Source organism: Halodesulfovibrio marinisediminis DSM 17456, assembly GCF_900129975.1.
Lineage (GTDB): Bacteria > Desulfobacterota > Desulfovibrionia > Desulfovibrionales > Desulfovibrionaceae > Halodesulfovibrio > Halodesulfovibrio marinisediminis.
On record NZ_FSRG01000004.1, the window covers coordinates 193,968 to 218,854 of the forward strand.

Here is a 24,887-nt window from a genome sequence, read left to right on the forward strand (position 1 = left end):
AAGAGGTATCTACGACTGTTCAGAGCGCTTTTGGGCAGGTTTTCTGCGGCGCGGACGAGTATGGCGTCGTTGCTGCCCTTGCGTTTTACGCTGTCCTTTCTGCTCTCCGCCTTTCTGCTGACGCCCTTTATTTACCTCCGGAGCTGGGGGAGGGGTGTGCAGGGTTTGCTGATACAGCTCGTCAAGAAGCTGGGCGGCTAGAAGAAGCTGTTCGTCATCTTGTGAGAGTTCTTTAAGAAGCGGAACAAATCGCTTCATACGTTCTTTTTCAAGACCGGTTTTTCCACGCAGGCGACCTTCAAGCATGGCTGTAAGGCGCTGCCCCGCAATCTTGGCAACGTCTTCGTCTGTCGGTGTTTCCCGTTCTTGAAGGGAGATTTTGTAGTAATTGCCGATGCGTTCCAATTCCAGCTTCTGCATAATATCTACAAGAGAAATTACTTCGCCGCTGGCTCCGGCACGGCCTGTGCGTCCTGCCCTGTGAATGTATGATTCACGGTCTTCCGGTGGTTCATACAGAATTACGTGGGAGAGCTCTGGAATATCAATGCCGCGTGCTGCTACATCCGTGGCAACGAGGAAACGCACGTTTCCTTCACGCAGCTTTGTGAGAACTTTTTCGCGCTTGGACTGGGAAAGGTCAGCGGAAAGTTCGTCCGCATCATAGCCAAAACCTTTCAGTACGGCTGTAACATAGTGCACGTTGGCTTTGGTGTTACAAAAGATAATGGCAGAAGAAGGGTTTTCAACTTCCAGTACGCGGACAAGCACACGGTCTTTGTCCATTGGTTTTGCGTTGTAGAATACGTGCGGGGTGTCCACAACGTGTACCTGCTGATGCGAAAGACTCAACATGGACGGCTTATGCATGAACTCTCCTGCGAGCTGAATAACTCGCGGAGGATAGGTTGCAGAAAGCAGGAAGGTTGAGCGCTTACGCGGCAGGTATCCTTTGATTTCCACCATGTCTGGATAGAAACCGATGGAGAGCATTCTATCTGCTTCATCAAAGACAAGGATGCGTGTTTTAGAAAGATCTAATGTATGGCGGATGAGGTGGTCGAGCACACGGCCCGGTGTGCCGATAACAACGTGTGCGCCGTTATTCAGTTTTTCGACCTGCTTGCCGTATCCTACGCCACCGTAAACTGCACATGAAGTGATGCCGGTGCCTTCGAAAAGGGTCGTTGCTTCGTATTCAACCTGCAGAGCCAGTTCTCGGGTTGGAACCAGAATAAGCATCTGTGTGTAACTTTTGGACGTATCCACTCGTTCCAGTGCAGGCAGGAGGTAGGTACCTGTTTTGCCGCTACCGGTGCGGGACTGCACCATAATGTCTCTGCGTGCCAGCTCGTACGGAATAGCGTGTGCCTGTACAGGCATGAGTTTATTCCACCCTGCACGGAAGCAGGCTTCGCGGACTTTTTCTGGAAGGTCTTCCAGAGTGATTGGTGGCAGCGCATCTTCTGGCTCTGTGATGCCGGTAATTTCTGCGGCAATTCTGTCCGCAGGATCTACATATTGTTTTTCTTTTTTCTGGGCATCATTTGAGGCGCTATTGCGGGATTCGTCTGTCATTGTACATCCTGTCAGTCAAAAAGACTGTTAATTAGCAAAAGTCAAAGTTCCACAGGCCACTATAGCAACGGTAGCAGATTACTGCAACTTGCTGAAAGAATAGTTGGTAAAGGATAGTGGCTTATGAGGTGGCGGCAAGGATAGCCAGAGCATTTACTGCTGCTGCTGCAAGTGGGGATCCGCCTTTTCGTCCGCGAATGGTTATATAAGGAACAGTAGATTGTGCAAGAAGTATTTCTTTGGATTCGGCAGCATTAACGAATCCAACAGGCATGCCGACGATAAGTGCAGGAGCGGTTCCGCCGTTTTCAAGGTGCTGCATAAGGCGAATTAATGCGGTTGGTGCATTGCCGATGGCCATGATGGAACCGCCGATTTCAGGTGTTGCTGCATCCATTGCAGCTTGTGCACGGGTAGAGCCGGTTTCCTGTGCCTTTTGTACTACGTCTGGACGGTTGAGCAGGCATTGGGTGGTACACCCGAACGGCTCTGTGCGTCGCACTGGAATACCCGAACGAGCCATTTCGGTATCGGTAAAAATGGTGCAGCCGCTTTTGATCGCATTTACACCCGCCTCAATGGCTTCAGGGTGGAAGATGATATGGTTCAGCAAATCAAAGTCTGCCGTGGTATGGATTAAGCGTCTGGCGATCACCCATTCGTTATTAACAAAAGGACGTGGTTCAGGCACTTCGCTGTCGATGATCTCAAAAGAGCGTTGTTCAATGTTGCTTGGAGAAAAAAATGGCTGCAATTCAGTCTTAGTCATGAAGAGTCCTTGTTCGTATGCACGCATCTACGATGGCCTTGGCAACGGATGGTTGCGAGGCAAAGTGGAGATGTACGTATGACCCGACCGTATTGCGGGTAGCATAGCCGGATGTTGATGTTTCAATACCTTTTCTGTCTGTTACCGTGTAGAGCGAGTTATGTGCAGTAGTTTCTTTTGCAAATGAGTAATGGAATTCGTGCCCGCGTGCTGTGGTGTTTTTACTGCCTAAAATGGAATTGGCTGTTGTTTTTATCTCTCGGTAACCTAGTGCTCTATGCCGCTTATCCATTGTACAGTGTACGTCGAATACATTGCACATAGGGTATGTAGCAGTTTCTGTTCTGATTTCTTGTGCGAGGTACATGAAACCGCCACATTCTGCGTAGACTGGTCTTCCGGATTGGGAGAAATCGCGGATGGCAGAACGCATTGAAGCGTTTAGGCTTAGACGTTCTGCATATAATTCCGGATAACCGCCGGGCAAGTACAGTCCGTCAATTTTTTCTGGAAGTGATGAGTCCTTGAGTGGTGAAAAGTGGATTATTTCAGCTCCGTTTTCTTCGAGCAGCCGCAGGTTGTCTGGATAGCAAAAACAAAAAGCGGCATCGGTTGCTACTGCAATTCGAACTGGCGTTGCGGAACTGTCTTTATTCTTGCATGTCTCGATAGGTGAGAAATGGTGTTCAGGCAGCTGAGAAAGCAGGTGGTCGAAATCAATATTATCATTTGCCCAGTCTGCAAGAGCTGCAATGCGATCAGAGTTGAGGACCCCTTCTTCTGCTGTGACGAGCCCCAGATGACGCGATGGGAGTGTGATATCGTCATTACGCGGCAGACATCCGGCAAGCAGAATTTCAGGGCAGTAGGTTTGCATAGCTTCGCGGATAAGGGACACATGGTTTGGGCTGCCAACCCTGTTTGCAATACATCCTGCGAACGTAAGGTCAGGATCAAGAGTTGTAAAGCCGTGGGCAATTGCTGCGAACGATCGTGCCATGGAACGCCCGTCGATAACGAGTAATACATGCGCATCAAGCCATTTGGCGATCTGTGCTGTGGAGCCGGAATCTTCACTGCCGCTGGCTCCATCAAAAAGCCCCATGACACCTTCAATAACTGCGATATCAGGAGATGTTCCTTTTTTAGGGGACATGGCGTTGTTGTAAGTGGCTATGTTTGCTCCCTTGGGAAGCATCCACCCGTCAAGATTTATACTGTTGTTGCCAGTAACGGCTTTGTGCAGGCCTGGATCAATAAAGTCTGGACCACATTTGAACGGCTGTACATGTAGCCCTCGACGTGTGAGCGCTGCCATTATAGCAAGGCTGACTAATGTCTTACCGCTGCCGCTTTGTGTGCCGCCAATTACAATGGTTTTTGCCATATGCATAATTCTCCAGAAATATTGCAGTGCATTAGGGGGGGCAGAATGCATTTTTAAATTTGACTTTGCTATGTGTCTTAAGATGTGGAGTGTATATAAAATTTAAAGAACATAGAAGGTGTTTAAAGATGTATTGTGATGACTTTGTGAGTAAGTTTGTCTGTAAACCCTGTTTAATATGAATGAACTTGAGATGTTTGAAGTGCGAACAGTTAATCTATAAGGGTGAAAAAGCATTTTAATAAAATATAATTAGCTATGCTTAGATAACATTTTTCCTTAAATGCATTGAAATAACAATTTATTGTTTGTTATGGTTGCAATATGAAATAAGTAAAAAAGCATATAATTAAATAAATTATTTGTCGTGACCTTTGAATAGTAACTAGTGTTGCTATTTTTTTTATTGTTTATGTGCTGTTTTTGTACAGCAATACATATTTCTTTATTAAAAGAAACAATGTAGATAAAAATATTTTTATGTTTTTTTTACAATAGAAAAAATACCTGATCATGCAAAAGATAAATTATAGCTCAAAAAAAATTATTCCACTAATAAAGAGTAAAAAGATACATAAAAAATCTCAAAAAAAATGCAATATTAAATGTCGTACTTATGTCGAATGTTTTTTTAACTTTGTACTTTGTAGTAACTCTGTATTTACAATCTTTAAAAAATGTAATTTGTTTGTAATGGTATTATAAAAAAACTACAAAAAATTCTATTGTGTGTACATGCTGTTCTGTAGTATGTCTTCAGGGCATTTTATATAAGTTAATCATTGCTTATGTGTGCTTTAATAGTTCTTTCAACTATGAAATTAGATAAGTAAAGAGTGCTTCGGCGGTTCTGTTTTAAATATTTTTTCATTTTCTGGGTATAATACTTGTTCATTTAATGGATAGGAGGGGTAGTTACATGGAAAGTTATTTGAAGGAAGCTCTGGAAATTGTCAAAGCACAAGCTAGTGTACGGACAATGACAGAAGAAGAAATCACAACAATGGTTCGTAAGCTTGCTGGGGGAATTAAGGAGATCAGTGCAAGTTGTGCAGTTGATGATGATTCTGCAGGTAAAATGATTGATCCGAAAAAGGCGATTAAAGAAAAATCAATTACTTGTGTTGAATGTGGAAAGTCTTTTAAAATATTGACTAAAAAGCACCTTGCAACACATGGTCTTACTCCAGAGGAATACCGTGCACGTTGTGGATACAAGAAAAACACTCCGTTGGTTTGTAAGTCACTCCAGCGTGAGCGTCGTAAGAAAATGAAAGATATGCGGTTGTGGGAACGCAGAGCATAGACTAAGTTTTCGGGCATAAAAAAAGGGTCATATGACCCTTTTTTTATGCCTGATTTATAGAGAAAGGTAGCAGCGGTACTGTATAATTGTGAGATTGGTACTGAAGGAGCTATAAAGCTAGTTGCAGTCCTTTTGCAGTGTTTTCTGGCTTTGTCACATTCTTTAAAGAACGGTATGAGAAAAAAGTAAAAACATCGAATTCTCAAGCTTCATTTTCATGTCAGTTCTTCTTTTGAAAAGAGGGTGGTTTCATTTAAAAGACGAATCCTGACTCCTGCTCTGTAGAGCTCTTCACTTACAAACTTCCGGATTGCTTCTCTGGACTGTACATATGCTGCTGAATTTTGCCCTTGATGGCTTAATTTTGCAGAGCTTGACTTGAATGGAATGTTCTTTCGCTTGATTGTTTCAGAGGGTTTGTATTGGACGATTTTGCCAAATCTCTCAACAAGTAAAGCTAATTGCATTGTTTCATCTTCGATACTAGTATTGATGATGATAGCCGGATGATGAACGCGGATGGATGGTGCTGCAAGGCAAAGTTTTTTGCTTAAATCCAGCACGGAAATCGTTTCAGAACCATAGGTCAGGATGCCCGCCATAAAAGCAGGTGCTTTGGGGACTCTGGTAATGTGTTCTGGATAGATGACTTCATGCAGGAGATGCAGCGGAAGTCCGAACGTTTCGGAACCGGCAGAAAAAGTGAATATTTTTTTTAACGCCTGTGGACTGGTCTGAGTAAGCATGTTTTACACCGTGTAGTTCTTTGAAGTGCGGGTGTTGTATCGTAGTTTTGGTGCTTTGAAAACAAATAGCTTTTTTCGATAACGACATGAAACAACTGTGAATTTTTTAAGAAAATTTTTTTTATGAAGTTTACATACTGATTTGATTGAGAAATCAATCAAATCAGTTTTAAAGCATATAACATGCCGTTATTTTTCCTAAATACAAGGCTCTGTGAGCCTTTTCAAAAATGGAAAAATGTTCTAGTTAAAAGGCGCCAACAGACTATCTTTTTCTCTTACTCGGTCGGTCGGGTTTAACACCAGTATCAGGAAGGTGTGCCTTGCCAACGAGATACTTTCCAATCGCAATACTCACTGCGATTCTTATTGCCGTTGCGTGCTACGGCTTTTTGCGTCCCGCAGAGACTGCGGCCGTTCCTATGCGTGTGCTGTTAGAAAACAGCGCAGGTATGGTTGTCTTTGACCATGCCAAACACGTTGATGAGTACGGCGAGAGTTGTGTGGCCTGCCATCATGAACTTGCAGATGAAGTTGATGATGACGGCAACCTGCCGGAAGACGCTGAAGCTACCCCATGTAGCGACTGCCATTCTAAAGTTTCTGACGATCCGGATGTACCTAGTTTGATGGATGCGTACCATCAGTCTTGTATGGGTTGCCATGAAGAACTCGGTGCTGGTCCTTATACTAAAGATCAGTGTAACCAGTGTCATTTCAAATAGGGATGTCTTATGAATAAGAATATTTTCATTCTGACTCATGGGGACACAGGAGCATTTGAGACTGGTTCAGTTCCTTTCGAAGTGCGTATCCCCCTCAATGGACATGGTAAAAAATCGGTAAAGAAGAAAGCTGAAGTATATCCTGGGCTTCTTGTGGCTGATCACAAGAACGATAAAATTGGTGATATGCATTCCGGCATTACCGGTGTTGTAACAGAAGTTACAGAAACTCAAGTCATCATTAAAGCACAGGAGCTTGCTGCTCCGGCGGAAGGTGAAGAGCCTAAACCAACGGGTGTGGAGCCGGTAGACCTTGCTTCATTGGAAGGTGAAGAGCTTCAGGCTGCGCTTAAAGGATTGGGCGTAGATATCCGTCCGTTCATTAGGCGCTGTGATTTGCTTATTCTGAATGCGTTGAACCCGGAACCGGGTATCACCTACGCAGAAAGCATGCTTGTACATGCAAAAAGCACCATCAATGCCGGCCTTGATATGCTCAAGCGGCTGTCGCCTGCTTCACGGACCGTAGTGGCTCTACCTACGGGTTCTACAGCAGCTTTTGATGGTTCAGATGTTGCCTTTATCGAACCTGCATACCCAAACAGTCTTGATGAGCTTGTTGTTGCCAAAATTACAGGCAAAGAAATCATGAAGGGTGTTAATGTTGTCAGCCTGCATATGCTCTACAACCTTGGCGCTGTTGCCGAAAGCGGTATGCCGCTGACACATACAGTTGTTTGTGTGGAAGGCAAAAACATTGTTGCTCCTATTGGAACCCCTGTGGGTGCGTTGTTGAAAGATGCTTCAATTGAAGTGACGGACAGCGATACTGTTATCATGGGTGGTCCAATGCGTGGTGAAGCCACAGGCGATTTGAACAAAGGTATTAGCAAAGATACTAATGCATTGTTCGTTATGCCTGCAGGTTCTACAGCGCCAATTTCCGATCATGCCTGTTTTAGCTGTGGCGCATGCATTCAGCATTGTCCGTCACGTATTCAGCCGAACATGATTTCACGCTACGTTGAATTCAACGAGCTTGATTTCTGTCGTCAGGAAAACATTAACGCATGTATGGAATGCGGACTGTGTACATACTACTGTCCGGCTCGTCGTCCGATGCTTCAATACATCCGCCTTGGAAAACATAAAATAGCCCTTGAAGAATCACAGGTTGCCGCTTGTGCTCTTCAGGTTGAAGAGTAGGGGGATATTATGGCGAAACAATCTTTGCCCACCGCTCCATTCCTGAAGGTTGCCTCTGCACCGCATATGCATTGTGGTGTATCCATCAAGGGAATGATGAGCACAATTCTGGTCGCACTGCTTCCGGCAGCTGCCGGCGCAATATACTGGTATGGAATGGAAGCTGTTCGCGTTATGGCACTGTCTATTGCTACAGCTGTTATTGTTGAAGCGCTTTGCGCCAGAATAATGGAAAAGGAAATACGTGTTGATGACTTTCATGCAGTCGTAACCGGTTTATTGTTTGCGTTTATCCTGCCTGCTGGTGCCGAATGGTGGCTGGTAGTGGCTGGTTCTGCAATAACAATGATTCTTGGTAAAATGCTTTGGGGTAACTTAGGCGGCGCGCCTATTAATGCCATCGCAGTTGGCTGGGCATTCTGCGTTGTATCATGGCCGGTTCAGATGAATGTTGATGCTACCATGCTGAATACCATTTTGGTGAATCCGCTTTCTCAGCTTAAGTATTTTGGTATTGATTATATCGCAGATATTTCAATGACCGATCATCTTATGGGTAACCAGCTCGGCACTCTCGGTGCAGTGCAGGTTGGTGCGATTCTTCTTGGTGGTATTGTTCTGCTGGCACGACGTATCATCACATGGGAAATTCCTGTGGCAACAGTGGCTTCTCTTCTGGTTGTCGGTGGTATTTACTATTCAATTGATCCGACACTGTATGCGAGTCCGCTGTTCCACTTGTTTACCGGTTCTACCATGCTTGCAGTCTTCTTCCTGCTTCCGGACTTTACCTCTTCCCCTAACACACGTGGTGGTAAAATCGTATTCGGACTTATGGCCGGTTTCCTTATCATACTCATTCGCACATACGGTCAGTACCCTGATGGTGTTTTGTTTGCGGTCTTGCTTGCAAACATGATTACTCCGCTTTGTGATATGATTAAGCCTAAACCGTTCGGAGCGAGGTAAGCTATGCGTGAAATCTTAAAGATGATCGTTGTGTTGACCTGCATCAGTGGTATCGCAGGCTTTGCGTTATCTTCTCTCAAGCAGATGACCGCACCGACCATTGAATTGCAGTTGCTTACATTCGTACAGGGTCCTTCCCTGAAACAGGTACTGCCTGACTATACGAATGATCCTGTGCAGGAACGTAAAAAGTTCACAAATCCTCTTACCAACAAGCCTGTTAACGTATTCCCGCTTAAAGTAGATGGCGAGCTTAAAGCCGTTGCAATCGAAGGTTTCGGCGGCGGTTACGGTGACAATATTGGCGTTATGGTTGGGTTCAACCTAGAAGACAATAAGCTTGTTGGTATCGGCATAACCACAATGAAAGAAACCCCGGGACTCGGAACCCGCATTGCAGAGCCAGATTTTCGCGCTCAGTTCAGCGGTATTTCTGGAGAGGAGGCTCAACTGAAGTCTCAAGGTGGTGCGATTGACGCCATTTCCGGCGCAACCATTTCTTCCGGTGGTACTGTGGCTGCGGTTCAAGATGCTGGTAACATTTACAGCGCCTTGAAAGAAGAGATTCTGAAAGCCTTTAAATAGGTTGTAAGAATAACGTGAACGCGCAATATTGCGCGATTTGAGGAGGAAAATATGGCCGGCATGTGGAAAGAGTTTTCCAAAGGCTTGTGGGCGGAGCTTCCACCGTTCCGACTCCTGCTTGGTCTGTGTCCGACTCTTGCGGTTACAACCACAGCAGAAAACGGTTTCGGTATGGGGATGGCGGTAGTATTCGTTATCACTCTGTCTAGTTTTCTTGTTTCGTTGATCCGTAAGATCATACCTAAAAAAGTTCGAATTGCCTGTTACATTACCATTGCTGCATCTCTTGTAGTATCCGTGGAATTGTTGATGCAGGCATACGCTTATCCTTTATATCAGCAGCTCGGTATCTTTGTACCTCTGATTGTTGTTAACTGCCTTATTCTTGGCAGAGCGGAAGCATTTGCTGGTAAGAACCCTGTTCATATGGCTGTTGCAGACGGCCTTGGCATGGGAATCGGTTTTACACTGTCTCTTACCTTCCTTGGTGCTGTTCGCGAACTGTTCGGTACCGGCACAGTGTTCGGTGTTGAAATTATGGGTGCATCATTCGAGCCGGTTAAATTCATGGTTGCAGCACCGGGGGCGTTTGTCGCTCTTGGCCTTATCCTCGCAGGCATGAACTTCTTGAGTATTGTCCAGGCTAAACGTCGTGGTGAGCCTGTTCCTGAAAATCCTTCCACAGGTTGTCATGCTTGTCGTGCCTGTGCAGCTGGCTTTAAGAAATAGGAGGTAGTATAGTATGGATTATTTCCTGATGTTTATCTCCGCGATCTTTGTTAACAACATCGTTCTTGCCCAATATCTGGGACAGTGCCCGTACCTTGGCTGCTCCAAGGAAAAGGGTGTGTCTCTGGGCATGGGCGGCGCGGTTATCTTTGTTATGGTTATTGCAACCCCGCTGACATGGCTTATTCAGGAGTATGTGCTTCTTCCGCTTGAGCTCGGCTATTTGCAGACCATTATGTTTATTCTTGTTATCGCTTCACTCGTGCAGCTTGTTGAGATGTTCCTGAAGAAATCCATCCCGCCGCTTTACAACGCATTGGGTATTTTTCTTCCGCTCATTACAACAAACTGTGCGGTGCTAGGTGTGGCAATTCTGGTTCAGCGTAAAGAATTCGACCTCGGCCTTTCCATGTTCTACTCATTTGCTTCGGGCTTAGGTTTCTTGCTTGCTCTTGTGCTACTTGCCGCTATTCGCGAACGGCTGGAAGTTACCCATCTGCCAAAGTCCATGCAGGGTGTACCTGCTGCGCTGGTGATGGCTGGTATCATGTCTCTGTCCTTCATGGCCTTTAAGGGCATGATCTCTTAGGCGCAGGGTTATATGCATGTGACTCCCCTTGCGGGATAAACCAACAAGGATAGCATTATGGTTGTGACATCTGTCCTTTCATTGCTAGCTCTGGGCTTTTTCTGTGCGGTTGTGCTCTCTGCAGCATCCCGTGTCTTCTATGTGGAAGAAGATCCAAGAGTAGAGGCAATATGCGAAGCGCTTCCGGGTGCTAACTGCGGTGGTTGTGGCTATGCAGGTTGTGAAGCATACGCTATCGCCGTAATTACCGATCCGGATGTATCTGCTGGCTTGTGTTGTGCAGGTGGTGCAGACGTTTCCATTGCAGTTGCAGAACTCTCCGGCAAGTCTGCCGGTGGCGATGATCCGGAAATTTCCTTCCGTCGTTGCGTGAAGGATCAAGGTAAAGTTGAAAAGAAATTTGAGTATCAGGGGGTGCAGTCCTGTACGGCCGCCGGCCTGTTGGAAGACGGCGCTGATGCTTGTAAATATTCCTGTCTTGGCTACGGCGACTGCGTTAAAGCCTGTCCGTTTGATGCCATGTACATTGCAAATGATCTGGTTGTGATTGATCCTGATAAGTGCGTGGCTTGTGGCGCATGTATCAACGTTTGCCCAAATCAGGTTCTTGAAATGATTCCGCGTCGCGCACGTGTTCAGGTTTTCTGTTCTACTCAGGACAAAATGAAAGCTGTTATGAACGTGTGTGAAGCTGGCTGTATTAACTGCATGAAGTGCGTGAAGAAATGTCCTGCAAAGGCTATTTCTCAAGTTAACGGTCAAATCAGAATTGATCAGGCTGCATGTCTTGCCTACGGTCCTGACTGTGAAGAAGCATGTGTTGATGCGTGTCCGCGTGATATTCTGCGCTTAATGTGTCCAGTAGGTATTTCCGCTAAGGCTCAGGAAGCAGCAGCGGCTAAAAAAGCTGCTGAAGTTGCTCAAGCCGCAGAAGCAGAAAAACCACAGCCTAACGCCTAATAGGAGCGAAGACTATGACTACTTCTCGTCGACAGTTCCTGCAGGCTTGCGGTGTGCTCGGTCTTGGTGCCGCTGTAACCGGCGTGCCAGCAGTAGCGTCTGCCGCCCGTGTGGGTAACGAATACAAAGTGCAGGAAACCCGTTTTATGATGGGTACTGTGGTAACTATTACTGCGTTGCACCCTTCCAAGCAGCTTGGTGAGGAAGCAATTGGACGCAGTTTTGAGGAGATTACTCGTCTTGAGGCCCTTCTCAGCCGTTACCGCAGCGATTCCCCTGTTTCTGTATTGAACAGAGATGGACGGCTTTCCGGCATTCCACAGGAACTTGCAGACGTTGTGCGTAATGCACGTTTAATCAGCAAGCTTTCTGATAAAGCATTTGATGTAACCATTAAGCCGGTTGTTGATCTCTACAAGGAGAAAGCAAACCGTAACGGTAAGATGGAACTTTCAAAAGCAGAGTTTGAAGAAGCGCTCTCTCTTGTAGATGCTGATTCACTTGTTCAGAAACGTGATTCTATTCGCCTGAACCGCGAAGGAATGGGGATTACTCTGGATGGCATTGCAAAAGGGTACATTGTGGATAAAGCGTCTGCAGTTCTTGCTGCATACGGTGCTAAAAACCACATGATTAACGCTGGTGGCGATATCCGCACTATGGGTGAAAAAGTCGGCAGCAAGCCTTGGGTTGTTGCTGTGCAGGACCCTGAAAAGAAAGGTAACTACCCAGCGGTTATTCAGATGACCACAGGCGCACTTGCTACTTCCGGTGGGTACGAAGTGTTCTACGATAAGCACCACATGTATCACCATCTGGTAAGCCCACAGTCCGGCATGAGTCCTAACAACGTGGCATCCGTATCTATTTTGGCTCCAAGTGTGATGGAAGCGGACGCACTGGCAACAGCTGCCTTCATTATGCAGTCTCGTCGCGGTCTTCAGTTTGTTGAAGCGCTTAATGGACGCGAAGCACTTTTTGTAACAAAGAATGGTATGAAGTTGAGTACAACTTACTTTGGCTAGTACTTTTTCTGAAAAAGCAATGTAAAAATGCCAGTCTGCAATGCAGACTGGCATTTTTTTTATGTTTAAAAAAAAATTGAAATGTAGTGTTGATGTAAGAAAAATTTTTAAGATGAGTGAACGGTGTTTAAGTTTTTTCTTTGATCTCCGATAAGTTCTTAGAATTTAAGGAGGTGTTGAGTGAATATAAATTCAATTAAGGTGAGAATAACTTTTTTCTCTGGCGTTACACTTGTTATTGCTATGGCTGCTCTTATTACTATTTTCAGTATAACATTATGGAATACTTCATCTGAAGATACGCTTACGAATGCAACATCAATTGCAACAGCATATTCTGGAAAAACACAGGATAAAATGAACCAAGCGTTGACTATTACTCGTACTATAGCTGCATCTTTAGCTGGGATGCGTGAAGTACAATATTTAGAAAGAAAATCAGTAAATAACCTGTTGCAGAATGTACTTAAGGAAAATCCATCTGTATTAGCAAATTTTACATTGTGGATGCCGAATACAATAGATGGAAAAGATGATAAATATATTAATGCCGAAGGGCACGATGGTTCAGGACAGTACATGCCGTATTGGACGCGCGGAGCTGGAAATAGCTTTGTTGTTGAGCCGTTGGTTGATTATGATGTTCTGATCCCAAAAGGGCTTCGGCAGGACTTTATGATTGATCCATATTATTACACTGTACAAGGACGGAAAAGGCTTGTCAGCACTTTGGTAAGCCCTATACTTGTTCGCGGTGAATATTTGGGAGTTGTCGGTATTGATTTAGATAACGCCTTCTTGCAAGAAGAAGTTGCAGATAAACAGCTGTTTGGTGGTGCAGGTGAAATTGCAATCATTGCAAATAACGGAATTGTGGTTGCGCATTCTGCACAGTCAAAATCAATTGGGAGTAATATTTCTGAGGTATATACTGAATTAACGGATTTACCCCGACTGGTTAAAGAGGGCGGTGACGGGGTTTATTTCAATGAACAACTAAATAGTTATCAAATTATCAAGCCTATTTGGGTGGGTAACATTACGAAACCATGGTGCCTCATGGTTACTTTGCCAAAGAGTTATCTTACAAACAGATCTATCTCTGAAATTAAAAGCCTCTTATTAACAGCTTGTTGTTTTATTATATTAGGTTTGTTGGGGATGTGGTTTATTGCATCGCGCGTTGCTAATCCTGTTGTACTTATGACAAGAGTCGCAACCAGAGTTGCGGATTCTTCTTTTCAAGACTTATCTGTAATTCCTGATGAAAAATTATTTTCCGGTGAATTGCTTGAATTGCATCATGGCTTAAAGAGTATGACTATGCAGGCTGTGGATGCCCTTAATGAAGCAGAAGATCAGTCTCGTGAAGCAAAAGAAAAAGCGCAGATTGCTGAGAAGGCTGTTCTTGAAAGTGAACAGGCGAAACGGGAAGGTGAGCTGGCAATGCAGCGAGGTATCGCAGAAGCTGCCTCGCGAATTGAAGGTATTGTTGAACGTGTTTCTTCTGCTTCTGAGCAATTATCTGCGCAAGTAAATCAGTCTAGCCATGGTGCGCAAATCCAGCGTGATCGCATGACAGAAACAGCGACTGCCATGGAAGAGATGAATGTTACAGTGTTGGAAGTTGCAAAAAATGCTTCTGAGGCTGCAGCCAATGCGGATGCTGCAAAGAGTCGTGCTACAGAAGGAGCCTCTGTTGTAAATGAAGTTGTGGATTCAATTACCGAGATCAACCGTCAGGTTGGAGAGATGAAAAAAGGTCTTGATGAGCTCGGAGCAGAAGCTGAAGGTATTGGCCAGGTAATGGATGTTATTTCAGATATTGCAGATCAGACCAACCTGTTGGCGTTGAACGCAGCAATAGAAGCTGCACGTGCAGGTGAAGCGGGGCGCGGTTTTGCCGTCGTTGCTGACGAAGTTCGTAAGCTTGCTGAAAAGACTATGAATGCAACACGTGAGGTTGGTGAGTCTATTGCATCTATTCAAGCTGGTACACGTTACAATATCAAAAGTATGGAAGAGGTGTCTGGTGTGGTAGAAAGCAGTACACTGCAGGCACAGCAGTCTGGGACATCTTTGATGAATATTGTGAGTATCTCAGAATCCACAGCAGATCAGGTTCGTGCTATTGCGACAGCTTCCGAAGAGCAGGCTGCTACTTCCGAGCAGATTAATAGCGGAACAGAAGAAGTTGCCAGAATCAGCATGGAAACAAATGATTCTATGAGTGAGGCCTCTAGTGCTCTTGAAGAACTTTCTTCGTTGACAGACGAGCTCGCATCAATCGTGCGTGAAATGCAACAATAGTAGCTGATCACATACATGTAACAATACTTCAAACGGGATTGTCTGAGTGGCGTCAGACAATCCCGTTTATGCTATTTTTGAGCATGGGTTAGCTCGCATCTACAACTCTTGATGTGCATCAATGACGGGCTGAAGACGATGGTGTATGAGTTGGAACTAGCGAGGGTGGCTTTTTGTAAGGGCTTGAGTATCAATATGATTGATACATATCCTACTTCGTTGGTAGAGTATGTCTTGTGCTTAATCACTACTTGCAAAAATAGCAAAACATGCTAGTCCTACCCTCACGCGATGCAATCCGTTTGTATGTGTTTACATAGTGAATTCTTACTGTAAATGTGAGCATATACAGACTTCTTCTGCATTTTTGCTGTCTTGCTGAGGTGCAGAATGATTGTGTTGTCGCAGCGGTTACTAATTAGCTTTTTACTAACTTGCTGCTATATGGAGTGTTCAGCTGCATCAGTGAACACGTTTAACTGATTTGTTTCTTTTTATTTTACAGTAAATTGTGCGACAGACAGTTCATTGTGAGAGCGAGCCTGCCGCCGAATTACCATCTTTTGCGGAGGATGTCTTATGTCTAAGCACGTAATTGTTATTGGTGCTGTTGCCCTTGGTCCAAAAGCTGCCTGTCGTTACAAACGTCTTTGTCCAGACGCAAAAGTAACCATGATCGATCAGGCTCCACGTATTTCCTACGGTGGTTGCGGCATCCCTTACTTTGTTTCCGGTGAAGTAAATACCGTTGTAGACCTTCAGTCTACCCCATACCATATCGTTCGTGACGCTGCGTTTTTCAAAACAAACAAAGACGTAGACGTTCTTATTAACACTCGCGCAACTTCTATTGACCGTGAAGCAAAAACTGTTTCTATCGAAAACGTTTTGACCGGCGAAAAAGAAGTTCTTTCTTACGACGAACTCGTAATCGCAACTGGTTCCAAGCCAAACATGCCTCCATTTGAAGGTATTGACCTTAAAGGTATTACTCCTGCTACCAACCTCGAAGAAGCTGAAGTTATCAAAAACGCAGTTGCAAACGGCGAAGTTAACAATGCAGTTGTAGTTGGTGCTGGTTTTATCGGTCTCGAAATGGCTGTTGCGTTTGCAGATATGTGGGGCATCAACACTAGCGTTGTTGAGCTTCAGAGCCAGGTTCTTCCAGGTTTTATGCCAAAGTCTTTGGCTAAAATGGCACAAGCAGACCTCGAGAATAACGACGTAAACGTATACCTCGAAGAGTCTGTTGTTCGTTTTGAAGGCGAAGACGGCAAAGTAACTAAAGTTATCACCAACAAGCGTGAAATCGAAGCAGACCTCGTTATCCTTGCAGTTGGTGTTTCTCCTAATACTGAAATTGCTGTTGAAGCTGGCATTGAGTGTGACAAACGCGGTGCAATCCTCGTTAACGATCACTTCCAGACTTCTGATCCAGCGATCTACTCCGGTGGTGACTGCGTAAGCATTCCTAACCTCGTAACCGGCAAACGCGGCTTCTTCCCGCTCGGTTCTATGGCTAACCGTCAGGGTCGTATCATCGGTACTAACCTTGCTGGTGGCGACGCAAGCATGGCTGGCGCAATCGGCAGCTGGTGCGTAAAATTGTTTGAAATGTCTTGCAGTGGTGCCGGTCTTACCCTCGAGCAGGCTCTTGCTAACGGTTTTGACGCAATCTCCGTTCACGTTGAGCAGATGGACAGAGCTCACTTCTTCCCAGAAAAAGCTCTCATGTCTCTCCAGATCGTTGTTGACCGTCCAACCCGTCGTATTCTTGGTATGCAGGGCATGAACGAATTCGGCGATGCGCTCACTGCACGTATCAACGCAGTGGTACCGCTTATTTCTTCCCATGCAACCATCGACGATGTAGCAAACCTTGAAGTTGTTTACTCTCCACCGTTCTCCTCTGCTATGGATATCGTAAACGCTGTTGCTAACGTTGCAGACAACGTGCTCGCTGGCAGAAACAAATACATGGACCCAGGCGAGTTTGAATCTTGTTGGGCAGAGCGCGATTGTGGTGATTACTACTTCATCGATACCCGTCTTGCTGGTGGTGCAAAAGATATGTGCGAAGCATACCCAGAGCACTGGCATAACATTCCTAACGAAGAAATTAGCGCGCGTATCAACGAGATTCCTAAAGACAAACAGGTTGTTATGATTTGTAATACTGGTCTGCGTTCTTACGAAGCAATGCTTCTTGCTACTGAACTCGGCTGTGATAACATCAAAGCTTCTGCTGGTGGTATGGGCGCTCAGAAAAAACTGAACGCTAAAATCTAATCAGTGTGTTTTTGGTGATCTTGCCTCCGGCGGCGCTTGCCAGCGGGGCTTTAAGAACCTTTTTGGAAAAAGGTTCTTAAAAATCTCCAAAAACTTTTATTACGCGAATAAAATTTGTTTTTAGAGTTTTCACGCGGCGTTAATTCGCTGACTTAATAGTAAAAAGGGCTGTCCTTCATATGAAGGACAGCCCTTTTTTATTTTATGAAAGGTTGTGGAGTGTAAACCGGAAGCGTTTGTAAGCAACGGGCTGTGCTCGCAGTTAAAAGCTTCTGGACGTCAGAGGCAAAATAAATTGTCGAAGACTCCTGTGAGCTAATATCCTTCAGATTCTTGGACATGCAGCTTTGAATCGAGATACTTGAACTTGGCGTCGAGTTTTTTGTTATGTTCGACGTCAGTGTCTGAATAGCGCCATAGAGACGATAATTCTCCGAGGGCGTCTTTAAGCCGCCATCTGTGGACGAACACTTGTCCTGAAAGATTCTTCAGTACCGTGATTTCGGCTGTTGTGAGCTTGTCTGTACTGAGCCGCTCAATAATCCTTGGTGACAGCCTGAGCGAGTCGCGTCGGGCGTAGTGCATAATTGTTTTGATCACTTCTGGTTGCTTGCCGAGGCGATATGCCAGAGCTTCGCGGAACTCTCGTGCATTAGGGAACCGTTCAAGCCAGAGGTCGTCAATTTTGTCCAGATGGTCCTGTTTAATGTCATCCAGTTCTGTAAGTTTTTCCCATGCACTTGGTGTTAATTCATAGGAAATAGGCTGGAAGGTTGTCTGTTGGAATACGTTCTGTAAGAAGAACAAACAGATAAAGCAGATTGTTGCTGCCATGACTGGGGTAAGAATCCAACCAAAGGCAATGTTTGCGAGGGAACGCCAACGGATGCCCCTGCCGCCTTTGAGTAGGCCGATTCCGACAATTGCACCGATAGTTGCCTGTGAACTGGAAACAGGTACAAGTGGGATTGGTGGTAAACCGAGTGATACTGATAAGTTGGAAAGTCCTTGTGATGAAAGCATGAACAGAACGAGTGAGTTCGCCATAACAACCACGAAGGATGCAACAGGGGATAACTTTACGATTCCTCCACCGACGAGCATCATTGTTCTGCGTGAATAGGTGAAGATACCTATGGATACAGCTATGCCACCGAGGAAGAATAGTTGCTGGGTAGCATTGAGAGTTAATCCCGGTAGAATTTCAATTGGCTGTAAGTGGGCTACTGGAATAAAAACACCCATTACGTTTGCCATGTTGTTTGCGCCAAGGGCGTAGGAACCGAAGGCTCCGGCAAGGATAAGTCCCCAGCGGGTCATTCCGTCCAGGGTAAAAATATGTAGTTGTGCAGCGCGAATGAGGCCTGCTATGCATTTGTATAGCAGGATTGAGAATACGGCAGACAAGGCAGGGCAGGCTACCCAAGTGAGCATAATTTTACTCAGTACAGCAGGATCTGTTGCGGAGCCGCTAAACAAGTTCCATCCGACAACAGCACCGACAATTGCCTGCGATGTGGAAACGAGACAACGGGCTTTTACGAGTAGATATACGGTGATGGCGGCAGAGAATGCGACCATGAATGCACCGGCAAGTGCGTTGACCTCCCCAAGTTTTCCCAGAGTATCAGCTGTACCGGAGCCGCTGTACATAGCGCCGAAAATAACGCAGAGCGAGCTGATAATGGCCGCGGTTCTGAACCGCACCATGCGTGAGCCCACAGCAGCGCCAAAAACGTTTGCTGCATCGTTTGCGCCCAGTGACCAGCCAAGGAAGAGGCCGCTGGATAAGAATACAGGCAACATAGAGAACCGTCCTTAGAGCATCCGCTTGATAACGTAAATGGTGAGTCTGTCTGCCACGTCTTCTGCTTTGTCAGCAATCTGTGCAACCTGCCGGACAAGATCCTTGAGCTGGCTTTTGTGGCACAAGCTCAAGTCATCGCGACGGTAAATATCCATAAGCATGCGGGTGGTAACTTTGTCTGATTCACTTTCCCAGTATGAAACTTTGTGAAGGTGATCGGATACGTCAGAACTGCGGAAGAATGCGCGTGCGGAGCGTACAATCGCCTCAACGGACTCTACTGAGTAAGAAACAAGTTCCAACATATCTTCATGCGACTTACATGGGACTTCCGGTAGTTCAATCTGGAATTGCCAAAGTACTTCTTTGCAGCAGTCAAGCAGTGTGTCCAACTGTTCTAAGAGTTGGAGTACATCACCACGGGATTCAGGAATAAGTGTCTTAAGATAAAGCTGACGCTCAATTGCCCGTCGCATTTCATCACCGTGATGTTCTACACGGGAAATCTGATTTAGTTTTTGTTCAAACTGGTCATGCTTCTCGTCAATATAGAAACCTACCCCTTGCTTAAAAAGCAAAGAGGCTTCGCTTACCTGATCTAAAAATTCATCAATGCGTTTTTTTAGTCCAATCTGCTTTTTCAGCACGCTGTGCGACATCTCTCCTCCAGTATGATAATTGCTTGTAACAATTACTTTTCAGTATCTAATATTCCATGTAATGTATGCGAAATATCTTTCGCACGATTGTTCTGTATATATTTGTATTTTTGCAGCGAAGGTTGCTCTATCCGTTTACCACATCGCGTAAGAGAAAGAGGGTTAGAACGCATGCAAGGGGATACACTGCATCTATTAATTATAGATGATGATACAATGTTGCGCCGTAATATTTCGGTTTACTTCGAAGATAGCGGCTTTTTTGTAACGCAAGCCTGTAATGGTACAGAGGGGATTGAACTTTTTTCACAAAATCAGCCAGATATTGTGATCGTAGATTTGCTCATGCCTAATACAGGCGGCCTTGCAGTTGTTGAGCATGTTAAAAAAGTAGCGCCATTTGTACCGGTAATTGTTATTTCCGGCGTTAACTTAGTGGATGAAGCTGTGAGGGCTCTGAAAAATGGGGCCTGGGAGTTCATCTCTAAGCCGATAGTTGATCATGGTGTACTTGATCATGCAGTAAAAAAATGTCTGGAACGAGCGAGCCTTTTGCTCGAACGTCGCCAATACCATTCATTACTTGAATCTCGTTTAGAGACTCATTCTCATGAACTACAGTCAACAAATGATCAGCTGGTTCGCTATCAACAATTATTGCGGTCAAATAGCAGTTTTGTAAACAACCTTGTTGAAGCTATACCGAGTCCTTTGTATATCAGCGATAGAAATTTTGTTTGTATTGACTGCAACAAGGCCTTTTGCGACATGCTACAGCTTGAAAAAAGCGAAGTAGTCGCTCGAAGAATTCCTGATTTACTTTCAACAACTACAACATGTGCAGATGCGTTGTGTAGCAATCTTTTTGAAAATAACAATTCCGGTGATTGTGAAATTACATACATAGGGAAGGATAATTCCGCTTCACATTATGTATTGTATCGTAGCGAGTTCATGAACGGAAATGAAGGCAAGCTGTGTACGTTGGGCGTGCTGTATAATATTACAGAGCTTAAAGCACAAAAGGAAATTGTGGCGCATCAGGCGTATCATGATGAGCTGACTTCGTTGCCGAATCGCTTTTATATAATGAATTTCCTGCATGAGTTACTTGAGCAGGATTCCGGCGAGACAAAATTCTGTTTACTTTTTATTGATCTCGATAACTTCAAACGTATTAACGATAGCTTGGGGCATGACTTAGGTGATCAACTACTTAAGCTTGTCGCAACCCGTCTTGAAGAAGTCATCGGTGGTAATGGGAAAGTAGCCAGAGTTGGTGGGGATGAATTTCTTGTCTTACTCCCGAATGTTACGGAAGAACATATTATTTCCAGACATGCGGAACAGTTGAATAGAGTTTTTAAGGAGCCATTCTATATCGCTTCGCATAAGCTTCACTTGTCAGTAACTATAGGTATTACGTGTTATCCGGATGATGGGCATGATGCGAATACCTTGCTTACCCGTAGCGATATTGCGATGTACCGTGCAAAAGAACAAAAGCGTTCCAGCTGGATGCGATTTGATTCCAGAATGTTGGAACAGGTCAAAGAGCGCCTTAAGCTAGAACGATTGATTCGTGATGGACTTGAACGTCATGAATTTATTCCATACTTTCAACCCCGTTTTGATGTCCAGACTGGTGAGATTGTCGGCGCAGAGGCACTTGTTCGCTGGATTCGTGAGGATGGTAGCGTGGGGAATCCTGCTGAATTTATTCCTGTAGCAGAAGAAACAGGGCTTGTCCGTGATCTCGGTGAACAGGTTTTGATTGATTCCTGTAAGCAAATGCATGCATGGCACGAAATGGGCTATTCTTATCTAACGATATCTGTGAATATCTCAGCAGTGCAGTTTACAGAAGATTTGTACACAACTGTACGTAGTGTTATTGAAGAGTCTGGAATTAATCCAGAAAAGCTAGAGCTTGAGATTACTGAGACCATTATGATGAAGAATTTGGATAAGACTGCCCAGATTCTTCGTGAGTTAGCTCAGCTTGGGGTAAAGATTGTTATTGATGATTTTGGAACAGGATATTCCTCACTGTACTATTTGAAGATATTCCCAATTGATATTTTGAAGATTGACCGGACGTTTATTGACGGTATTCCTGAAGATGAGAACGATGGAAATATTGTTTCAGCGATTCTCTCCATGGCAAAGCAGATGAAATTGCATGTTGTGGCAGAAGGCGTTGAAACAGATGAACAGTTAGTGTTTCTTCAGCATCATCAGTGTGAAGAAGCACAGGGATTCTTATTTTCGAAACCTGTTGCTGCTGATGATTTCATTGTCATGCTTGGCGATGAGATGGTTGTGTAGTGTAGGTAGAGCCAGTTTCTGTATAAATAAAAAAGGGTGGAGTTAGTAAACTCCACCCTTTTTTTATGTGTGTGATTATTTTTTGTCTGATCTTGTGTCCCAGCTTGGAACAAATTTATATAGGATGGTTTTCCAAAGCATGTAGCTGAGGCATAGCCCAAAAATCCATCCGCAAAGTACGTCTACCGGATAGTGTTTTGCAAGGTAGATTCGTGAATACCCGATAAGAAGTGGTAATACCCATAGAAAAGATCTGAGCTTAGGCCAGATCAACATGGCCATCACAACTGCTGCCATAGAATTAGCGGCGTGACCGGAAAAAAAGGAAGAACCTTTGGTGTCTTTCTGAATAAAATCCGCTGATCGTTGAAACCATGTGGCTTTTTTGTAGTTATAATGATGGGACTGGGCAATTGCATCTTTCGGACGCACTCTTCCTACAGCATCTTTAACAACGTTTGTTCCTAAATCTGTTGCACCAACAACAGCGCCAACAAGAGCTATTCCGATAAGTAGTTGGCGCCATTTTTTTGTTTTAACTCCAGCAAGTAAAACAAGTGGAATGGCAATAAACCACACTAAGATACGGTCTGAAAGAATAGGCATTACAACGTCTAATGCCTCTGTACGCCACTGCATATTTATCAGCTTGAAGAGAGCTAGGTCCCATCCAGGAGTTGAAAACGCCATGAGTTCCTCTGGTCAATAGTAATATTCGAATTAAGAAGAGTCGGAGCACCACTATTAAAGTTTGTATCGGCAACACGTAATTTGATAGTTGTTGTAGATTCTTACTCATTGAAATCATCTAATGCAAGGCAAAAGCATAGACAGAATAGTGGGCAATGAATGTCGAAGGTAGTAGTTGCTACGGTGCTGCAGGTTCTGTTTGCCACCAAATTGAACTTAAAGATAATTATCCGTTTTGTGTCGAATTGTCATCGTAGCATTTAATGGATTAACGAAAGGTTAAGTTCGCATCTACGGTAACAGGGATATCGTGGAGGGTGGCGGTCCGGTGTCTTTCTAGAAAAAAGGTCTATTTCCTAGGAATAAAAGTACCTTTTTGCTATGTTTGGCTTAATTTCTACTTACAGCACCGGAGGAGATGTATGCCGCAGCAGAAAGTGTGCAATTCCCGTCCCTGGCTTGGTGTTTCGTCTAGGATTAACGCACATACCCCAATGATCTTGTTTGCTCTAGGAGTTGGTGTTTTTGCAGGATACGGCTCTGTGGTCTTCCGTCATGCCATTGATGCTGTTCAGGTTCTTTTTTATCAAAACGGATCTGATTTTTTAGAATTCTACGATACGTTGCCTTGGTATGCGATTCTTTTCCCACCTGCAGTTGGTGGCGCCATTGTGGGTTTTTTAACATCCAAAGGGGCACCGGAGGCAAAGGGGCACGGTGTTCCGGAAGTTATGGAGGCTGTTGCATTGCGTGACGGCGTTATTCGTAAACGAGTGGCTGCCGTTAAAATTGCTGCATCCGCAATTTGTATAGGGTCCGGGGGGTCGGTCGGACGTGAAGGCCCAATTGTGCAGATAGGTTCCAGCATTGGTTCTACGGTTGGTCAGCTGTTAAAAGTAAACAGAACAAATCAGAAAATTTTGGTGGGATGTGGTGCCGCAGCTGGCATTGCAGCGACCTTTAACGCGCCGGTAGCGGGAATCATTTTTGCTCTGGAAATTCTTCTTGGGGACTTCGGCTTTGCAGCATTTTCACCAGTTGTTATTTCCAGTGTTACGGCAACTGCTATTTCTCGTCATTACTTCGGTGATTTTCCGGCGTTTATTTCTCCTGTATACGAACTCGGTTCATTTTGGGAGCTTGGTTTATTCCCTGTTCTCGGGGTGTTTTCTGCTTTGGTGGCAGTGCTTTTTGTTCTGACTCTTTATAAGATGGAAGACTTGTCGGACTTGCTGGATATTCCATCTGTTCTCAAAGCGGCCCTTGGCGGGCTTTGTATAGGCGGAATTCTGTTGATGTTTCCACAGATAATGGGGGTAGGCTATGGCGCAATTACCTTGTCACTTATGGATAAAATGGCATGGGGCACCATGCTTATTCTTATTTTTTTAAAAATATTTGCGACATCTCTGACTATTAGTAGTGGTGGGAGTGGTGGTATTTTTGCTCCATCTCTATTTATCGGAGCCATGACAGGAGGTGTGTTTGGTGTAGCTGTGCATTATCTTTTTCCAGCGGTTGTGCCGACCCCCGGTGTTTTTGCTCTTGTAGCGATGGGAGGACTTGTTGCTGGAACCACTTATGCACCTATCACTGCGATTCTTATTATTTTTGAGCTTACCAGCAACTACCACATAATCTTACCACTTATGCTTACGTGTATTATAAGTACGCTCATTGCGTCTTCTATTAGTCCGGGCTCTATTTATACAATGAAGCTTATGCGTAGAGGTGTTGATTTACGAGATGGCATGGAACAGAATATCTTGAAAAAGTATAAAGTGAAGGACCTGATGCAGCCAGTACCGGATGCTTTATTTGAAGGTGCTTCGTTAAAGCAGGTTTTTGAAACATTCCGTATGAAAAATGCTCCGTACTTGCACCTTGTAGACAAAAAGGGTGAGTTGAGCGGGATTATTTCTTTTAGGGATCTGCGAAGTGTTCTTGCCGAGGAGTATCTTGATCATCTGCTTATTGCCAAGGACATTGCAACAACGTGCATAGAGACTGCGCGGGGCGATGATACAGTTCTTGTGGCGTTGCACCGTATGGCGGAGTTCGGCATTTGCCAACTGCCTGTGGTGGGAGTTGACGGGAAGCTTATAGGCACCCTGCGGGAACAAGATGTGTTGGCTGCATATGATCAATCTGTGGTCGGAATGCAACTTCAGGATGCTGCATAGGTTAGACGAAAAATCTCTCTTTCAAAAAAGAAAGAGAGATTTTTTAT

Annotated in this window: 20 protein-coding genes; 13 read left to right on the top strand and 7 right to left on the bottom strand. The window is 44.8% G+C overall.

The window, feature by feature from the left end:
- Window positions 1-9 precede the first annotated feature (9 nt).
- The 3 genes from BUR09_RS05450 to BUR09_RS05460 all read right to left on the bottom strand — a co-directional run bounded on the left by BUR09_RS05450 (window position 10) and on the right by BUR09_RS05460 (window position 3,734).
- Entirely contained in the window at window positions 10-1,578 is a 1,569-nt protein-coding gene (locus BUR09_RS05450) for a DEAD/DEAH box helicase (protein ID WP_074215947.1), read from the bottom strand.
- A gap of 121 nt (window positions 1,579-1,699) precedes the next feature.
- Complete coding sequence (locus BUR09_RS05455) at window positions 1,700-2,347, bottom strand: precorrin-8X methylmutase (RefSeq protein ID WP_074215948.1); 648 nt, start codon at window positions 2,345-2,347, stop codon at window positions 1,700-1,702.
- The gene (locus BUR09_RS05460; RefSeq protein ID WP_139296743.1) at window positions 2,340-3,734 is read right to left on the bottom strand and encodes a cobyrinate a,c-diamide synthase; all 1,395 of its coding nucleotides are present in this window, start codon (window positions 3,732-3,734) and stop codon (window positions 2,340-2,342) included. The genes BUR09_RS05455 and BUR09_RS05460 overlap by 8 nt, the downstream gene beginning before the upstream one ends.
- A 919-nt stretch (window positions 3,735-4,653) precedes the next feature.
- Here BUR09_RS05460 and BUR09_RS05465 point away from each other — a divergent pair.
- On the top strand, window positions 4,654-5,040 hold the full coding sequence (locus tag BUR09_RS05465; RefSeq protein ID WP_020000941.1) for a MucR family transcriptional regulator: 387 nt from the start codon (window positions 4,654-4,656) through the stop codon (window positions 5,038-5,040).
- A gap of 215 nt (window positions 5,041-5,255) precedes the next feature.
- Here BUR09_RS05465 and BUR09_RS05470 read toward each other — a convergent pair whose 3' ends face one another.
- Window positions 5,256-5,786, bottom strand: coding sequence for a chemotaxis protein CheW (locus tag BUR09_RS05470; protein WP_074215950.1), 531 nt, complete (start codon window positions 5,784-5,786; stop codon window positions 5,256-5,258).
- 323 nt (window positions 5,787-6,109) lie between these two features.
- Here BUR09_RS05470 and BUR09_RS05475 point away from each other — a divergent pair, with 323 nt between their 5' ends.
- The 10 genes from BUR09_RS05475 (at window position 6,110) to BUR09_RS05520 (ending at window position 17,173) form a co-directional block, all read left to right on the top strand.
- Entirely contained in the window at window positions 6,110-6,511 is a 402-nt protein-coding gene (locus tag BUR09_RS05475; protein ID WP_074215951.1) for a cytochrome c3 family protein, read from the top strand.
- 9 nt (window positions 6,512-6,520) lie between these two features.
- The gene (locus BUR09_RS05480; RefSeq protein ID WP_074215952.1) at window positions 6,521-7,717 is read left to right on the top strand and encodes a 4Fe-4S dicluster domain-containing protein; all 1,197 of its coding nucleotides are present in this window, start codon (window positions 6,521-6,523) and stop codon (window positions 7,715-7,717) included.
- 9 nt (window positions 7,718-7,726) lie between these two features.
- Window positions 7,727-8,686: an RnfABCDGE type electron transport complex subunit D gene (locus BUR09_RS05485; RefSeq protein ID WP_074215953.1), complete on the top strand. Its 960-nt coding sequence runs from the start codon at window positions 7,727-7,729 to the stop codon at window positions 8,684-8,686.
- A gap of 3 nt (window positions 8,687-8,689) precedes the next feature.
- A complete protein-coding gene (gene rnfG / locus BUR09_RS05490; RefSeq protein WP_074215954.1) occupies window positions 8,690-9,271 on the top strand; it encodes an RnfABCDGE type electron transport complex subunit G in 582 nt (193 codons plus the stop codon).
- Between the two features lie 51 nt (window positions 9,272-9,322).
- A complete protein-coding gene (gene rsxE, locus BUR09_RS05495) occupies window positions 9,323-10,000 on the top strand; it encodes an electron transport complex subunit RsxE (RefSeq protein ID WP_074215955.1) in 678 nt (225 codons plus the stop codon).
- Window positions 10,001-10,013: 13 nt separating this feature from the next.
- Window positions 10,014-10,589 (top strand): electron transport complex protein RnfA, encoded by a 576-nt coding sequence (locus BUR09_RS05500; protein WP_074215956.1) that lies wholly within the window; start codon window positions 10,014-10,016, stop codon window positions 10,587-10,589.
- Between the two features lie 57 nt (window positions 10,590-10,646).
- Window positions 10,647-11,549, top strand: coding sequence for an RnfABCDGE type electron transport complex subunit B (rnfB, locus tag BUR09_RS05505; protein WP_074215957.1), 903 nt, complete (start codon window positions 10,647-10,649; stop codon window positions 11,547-11,549).
- 14 nt (window positions 11,550-11,563) lie between these two features.
- Entirely contained in the window at window positions 11,564-12,574 is a 1,011-nt protein-coding gene (locus tag BUR09_RS05510) for an FAD:protein FMN transferase (RefSeq protein WP_074215958.1), read from the top strand.
- 180 nt (window positions 12,575-12,754) lie between these two features.
- Window positions 12,755-14,884, top strand: coding sequence for a methyl-accepting chemotaxis protein (locus BUR09_RS05515; protein WP_074215959.1), 2,130 nt, complete (start codon window positions 12,755-12,757; stop codon window positions 14,882-14,884).
- Window positions 14,885-15,463: 579 nt separating this feature from the next.
- Entirely contained in the window at window positions 15,464-17,173 is a 1,710-nt protein-coding gene (locus BUR09_RS05520; protein ID WP_074215960.1) for an FAD-dependent oxidoreductase, read from the top strand.
- Window positions 17,174-17,488: 315 nt separating this feature from the next.
- On the opposite strand, the gene BUR09_RS05525 is transcribed toward BUR09_RS05520, so the two are convergent.
- Window positions 17,489-18,979 (bottom strand): inorganic phosphate transporter, encoded by a 1,491-nt coding sequence (locus BUR09_RS05525; protein WP_074215961.1) that lies wholly within the window; start codon window positions 18,977-18,979, stop codon window positions 17,489-17,491.
- Between the two features lie 12 nt (window positions 18,980-18,991).
- Window positions 18,992-19,639, bottom strand: coding sequence for a DUF47 domain-containing protein (locus tag BUR09_RS05530; RefSeq protein WP_074215962.1), 648 nt, complete (start codon window positions 19,637-19,639; stop codon window positions 18,992-18,994).
- Window positions 19,640-19,810: 171 nt separating this feature from the next.
- On the opposite strand from BUR09_RS05530, the gene BUR09_RS05535 reads away from it, so the two are divergent.
- The gene (locus BUR09_RS05535) at window positions 19,811-21,967 is read left to right on the top strand and encodes a GGDEF/EAL-containing response regulator (RefSeq protein WP_074215963.1); all 2,157 of its coding nucleotides are present in this window, start codon (window positions 19,811-19,813) and stop codon (window positions 21,965-21,967) included.
- A 75-nt stretch (window positions 21,968-22,042) separates the two neighbouring features.
- Here the strand turns inward: BUR09_RS05535 and BUR09_RS05540 are convergent, their stop codons facing one another.
- A complete protein-coding gene (locus BUR09_RS05540) occupies window positions 22,043-22,657 on the bottom strand; it encodes a phosphatase PAP2 family protein (protein WP_074215964.1) in 615 nt (204 codons plus the stop codon).
- A gap of 422 nt (window positions 22,658-23,079) precedes the next feature.
- Here BUR09_RS05540 and BUR09_RS05545 point away from each other — a divergent pair, with 422 nt between their 5' ends.
- Complete coding sequence (locus BUR09_RS05545; protein ID WP_074215965.1) at window positions 23,080-24,840, top strand: chloride channel protein; 1,761 nt, start codon at window positions 23,080-23,082, stop codon at window positions 24,838-24,840.
- Window positions 24,841-24,887 lie beyond the last annotated feature (47 nt).

Bases quoted from the DNA above. Each gene is read 5' to 3' on its own strand.
- BUR09_RS05450 (WP_074215947.1), bottom strand. From the start codon at position 1,578: ATGACAGACGAATCCCGCAATAGCGCCTCAAATGATGCCCAGAAAAAA.
- BUR09_RS05455 (WP_074215948.1), bottom strand. From the start codon at position 2,347: ATGACTAAGACTGAATTGCAGCCATTTTTTTCTCCAAGCAACATTGAA.
- BUR09_RS05460 (WP_139296743.1), bottom strand. From the start codon at position 3,734: ATGGCAAAAACCATTGTAATTGGCGGCACACAAAGCGGCAGCGGTAAG.
- BUR09_RS05465 (WP_020000941.1), top strand. From the start codon at position 4,654: ATGGAAAGTTATTTGAAGGAAGCTCTGGAAATTGTCAAAGCACAAGCT.
- BUR09_RS05470 (WP_074215950.1), bottom strand. From the start codon at position 5,786: ATGCTTACTCAGACCAGTCCACAGGCGTTAAAAAAAATATTCACTTTT.
- BUR09_RS05480 (WP_074215952.1), top strand. From the start codon at position 6,521: ATGAATAAGAATATTTTCATTCTGACTCATGGGGACACAGGAGCATTT.
- BUR09_RS05485 (WP_074215953.1), top strand. From the start codon at position 7,727: ATGGCGAAACAATCTTTGCCCACCGCTCCATTCCTGAAGGTTGCCTCT.
- rnfG (WP_074215954.1), top strand. From the start codon at position 8,690: ATGCGTGAAATCTTAAAGATGATCGTTGTGTTGACCTGCATCAGTGGT.
- rsxE (WP_074215955.1), top strand. From the start codon at position 9,323: ATGGCCGGCATGTGGAAAGAGTTTTCCAAAGGCTTGTGGGCGGAGCTT.
- BUR09_RS05500 (WP_074215956.1), top strand. From the start codon at position 10,014: ATGGATTATTTCCTGATGTTTATCTCCGCGATCTTTGTTAACAACATC.
- rnfB (WP_074215957.1), top strand. From the start codon at position 10,647: ATGGTTGTGACATCTGTCCTTTCATTGCTAGCTCTGGGCTTTTTCTGT.
- BUR09_RS05510 (WP_074215958.1), top strand. From the start codon at position 11,564: ATGACTACTTCTCGTCGACAGTTCCTGCAGGCTTGCGGTGTGCTCGGT.
- BUR09_RS05520 (WP_074215960.1), top strand. From the start codon at position 15,464: ATGTCTAAGCACGTAATTGTTATTGGTGCTGTTGCCCTTGGTCCAAAA.
- BUR09_RS05525 (WP_074215961.1), bottom strand. From the start codon at position 18,979: ATGTTGCCTGTATTCTTATCCAGCGGCCTCTTCCTTGGCTGGTCACTG.
- BUR09_RS05530 (WP_074215962.1), bottom strand. From the start codon at position 19,639: ATGTCGCACAGCGTGCTGAAAAAGCAGATTGGACTAAAAAAACGCATT.
- BUR09_RS05535 (WP_074215963.1), top strand. From the start codon at position 19,811: ATGCAAGGGGATACACTGCATCTATTAATTATAGATGATGATACAATG.
- BUR09_RS05540 (WP_074215964.1), bottom strand. From the start codon at position 22,657: ATGGCGTTTTCAACTCCTGGATGGGACCTAGCTCTCTTCAAGCTGATA.
- BUR09_RS05545 (WP_074215965.1), top strand. From the start codon at position 23,080: ATGCCGCAGCAGAAAGTGTGCAATTCCCGTCCCTGGCTTGGTGTTTCG.